4 protein-coding genes are annotated in these 2,827 nt (G+C 69.2%); 1 reads left to right on the top strand and 3 read right to left on the bottom strand.

Annotation, left to right across the window (positions count from 1 at the left end; all coding sequences use genetic code 11):
- The 3 genes from JWQ91_RS11885 to fabG form a co-directional block, all read right to left on the bottom strand.
- The coding region (locus JWQ91_RS11885) for a helix-turn-helix domain-containing protein (RefSeq protein WP_297784162.1) at positions 1–197 on the bottom strand (197 nt) is incomplete at its 3' end.
- A 10-nt stretch (positions 198–207) separates the two neighbouring features.
- On the bottom strand, positions 208–1,233 hold the full coding sequence (locus tag JWQ91_RS11890; protein ID WP_297784166.1) for a phosphotransferase family protein: 1,026 nt from the start codon (positions 1,231–1,233) through the stop codon (positions 208–210).
- Between the two features lie 7 nt (positions 1,234–1,240).
- On the bottom strand, positions 1,241–1,996 hold the full coding sequence (gene fabG / locus JWQ91_RS11895; protein WP_297784169.1) for a 3-oxoacyl-ACP reductase FabG: 756 nt from the start codon (positions 1,994–1,996) through the stop codon (positions 1,241–1,243).
- 169 nt (positions 1,997–2,165) lie between these two features.
- Between fabG and JWQ91_RS11900 the strand changes: the two genes are divergently transcribed.
- Positions 2,166–2,827 (top strand): carboxyl transferase domain-containing protein (locus JWQ91_RS11900; RefSeq protein WP_297784172.1); only part of this gene is annotated, 662 nt, incomplete at its 3' end.

Consider the following 2,827-nt stretch of genomic DNA (forward strand, 5'->3'; position numbering starts at 1 on the left):
ATGACGTACTTGTTCTGGAAGAACTGGTAGAGCGTCCCGATCGGCAGCCCGGCCCGGTGTGCGACCTCCTCGCACGTGAACGACTCGAAACCGACGTCCAGCAGCAGCTCACGCGCCACCTGCAGCAGGTGGTCGAACTTCTTGTGGCTGCGCTCCTGCGTCGGGCGTCGCCGGGGTTCGAGGATCTCGGCTGTCACGCGCGCAACCCTAGCGCGAAGCGGCGCGTCCCGCGGATATCAGCGGCGCGATCATGTCGCCGATGCCGTCGAAGCCCGCCCCGACGGTCTGTCCCTGGGTGTGCCGCAGGTGGATTCCCTCGAGGATCACGGCGAGCTTGAAGAACGCGAGGGACAGGTGGTAGCCGAGGTCGCTGACGTCCCGACCCGATCCCGCGGCATAGCGCGCGATGACCTCGTCGGAGCTCAGGTAGCCCGGCGCCAGCGGGGCGTCGGTCACGACCGCGCCGCCGGACGACGACGGAGGAGCCGCCTCGGCCAGCTGCTGGTACGCCAGCAGGATCGCGACGTCGGTCAGCGGATCGCCCAACGTGCTCATCTCCCAGTCGAGCACCGCCGTCACCCGGTCGTCCTCGACGAGCAGGTTGTCGAGCCGGAAGTCGCCGTGGACGATCGTGCCGTCGCCGGAGGCCGGGATGTTGCTCTCGAGGTGCGCCACGAGCTCGTCCATCCCGGGCAGCTCGCGGCTCGTCGACGCGGCGAGCTGCTTCTTCCACCGGCGGACCTGGCGCTCGAGGTAGCCCTCGGGGCGGCCGAACTCGCCGAGCCCGACCTCGCGGTAGTCGATCGCGTGCAGGTCGACCAGGGTGTCGACCATGCGCTCGGTGATCGTGCGGGTGCGCTCGGGCCCGAGGGGCTCGAGCTGGGCCGCGCGGCTGTACGGCGTACCGGCCACCCGGTCCATGACGTAGAACGGCGACCCGATGACGTCGACGTTCTCGCACAGCGCGACCATGCGGGGGACCGGCACGGCCGTGTCGGCGAGCGCCGCCATGACCCGGTGCTCCCGGGCCATGTCGTGCGCCGTTGCGAGGACGTGCCCCAGGGGCGGACGCCGGACGACGTAGTCGTGCACGCCGTCGGTGACCAGATAGGTCAGGTTGGACTTGCCGCCCGTGATGAGGCTTGCCTCGAACGGGCCGGCGACGGCGTCGGGCGACACGGCCGAGAGCCACCGGGCGACGGCGGCGGTGTCCAGCCCCTGGGGATCTGTCATGGCGCCGTCAGTCCTTCGGTCCGCCGGCGACGTAGATGACCTGGCCGGACACGAAGCCGGCACCCTCGCTGACGAGGAACGACGCCGTGTGGGCGATGTCCTCGGGCTGGCCGACGCGGGCGACCGGGATCTGGTCGGCGCTGAACTTGATGAAGTCGTCGAACGGGACCTTCATCCGCTCGGCCGTCGCGGCGGTCATGTCGGTCTGGATGAAGCCCGGCGCGATCGCGTTGGCCGTGACACCGAACTTGCCGAGCTCGATCGCGAGGGTCTTGGTGAAGCCCTGCAGCCCCGCCTTGGCGGCCGAGTAGTTGGCCTGGCCGCGGTTGCCCAGCGCCGAGGTGCTCGACAGGTTGACGATGCGGCCGTACTTCGCCTCGGTCATGTGCTTCTGGGCGTACTTGGCCATGAGGAACGCGCCGCGCAGGTGCACGCCCATGACCAGGTCCCAGTCCTCGGCGGACATCTTGAACAGCAGGTTGTCGCGCAGAATGCCGGCGTTGTTGATCAGGACGGTCGGCGCACCGAGCTCGGCCACGATCGTCTCGAACGCCGCCGCGACCTTGGCCTCGTCGCTGACGTCGGCGCCGACGGCGAGGGCCTGGCCACCGGCCTCGGTGATGGCGTCGACGGTGCCGGCGCACGCAGCGGCGTCGAGGTCGACGACGGCCACCTTGAAGCCGTCGGCGGCCAGGCGCTTGGCCACGGCGGCGCCGATGCCTCGGGCTGCTCCGGTCACGATTGCGGTACGGGTCTCGGTCACGTCTACTCCTCGGGGGTGCGCCTAAGCGCTTGCTTAGTGAAGTCCCCAGCACGGTAGCGCACCCGGCACGGCGTGCGCGAGATCACCTCGAGATTTGTCGGTCCCAGAAGATGAAGGATTCCTCATGTTTGTGTATAGTTGAGGAAAACCTCATGTTTAGGAGTTCGACGTGCCGAAGACCGACCACAACGAAGTCGTCGAAGCATCTGCGCCGGCCGACCAGCGAACGGTGCTCACGCAGCGCCGCACTGACCGGTTCGCGCGAGTCGAGCCCAAGGGCAAGAGGGTCTACACCGCCCGGGAACGCGCCGAGATGCTGGTCGACGAGGGCAGCTTCGTCGAGATGGCCCCGATGCGATCGGCAGGAGCCGGCGCGGGCAGCGGTGTCGTGGCGGGATGGGGCACGACCGACGGACACTCGGTCGTCGTCGTCTCCCACGACGCCGCTGTCGCCTCCGGCGCGATCGGCGCCGTGATGGCCGAGGCGATCCAGAAGGCCCAGCGCTTCGCGATCGACAAGGGCTACCCGATCGTCTACATCAACGACTCCGGCGGAGCGCGCATCCACGACGGGATCTTCGCGCTGCACGGCTGCGGTGGCATCTTCGCGCTCAACATCGAGGCGCAGAGCCGCATCCCGCAGATCTCGCTGATCCTCGGCCCCTGCGCGGGCGCCGCGGCGTACTCCCCGGCGCTGACGGACTGGACCATCATGGTCAAGGAGCAGGGCCAGATGTTCCTGACCGGCCCCGACATCGTCAAGGCCGCGACCGGCGAGGACGCCTCGGCCGAGGACATCGGCGGCTCGGCGCTGCACACCAAGACCTCCGG

The sequence above is a fragment of the Aeromicrobium sp. genome (assembly GCF_025965075.1).
GTDB lineage: Bacteria > Actinomycetota > Actinomycetes > Propionibacteriales > Nocardioidaceae > Aeromicrobium.

What these genes read in the sequence shown, in the direction of transcription:
- JWQ91_RS11890 (WP_297784166.1), bottom strand. Translation starts at nt 1,233, where the DNA reads ATGACAGATCCCCAGGGGCTGGACACCGCCGCCGTCGCCCGGTGGCTC.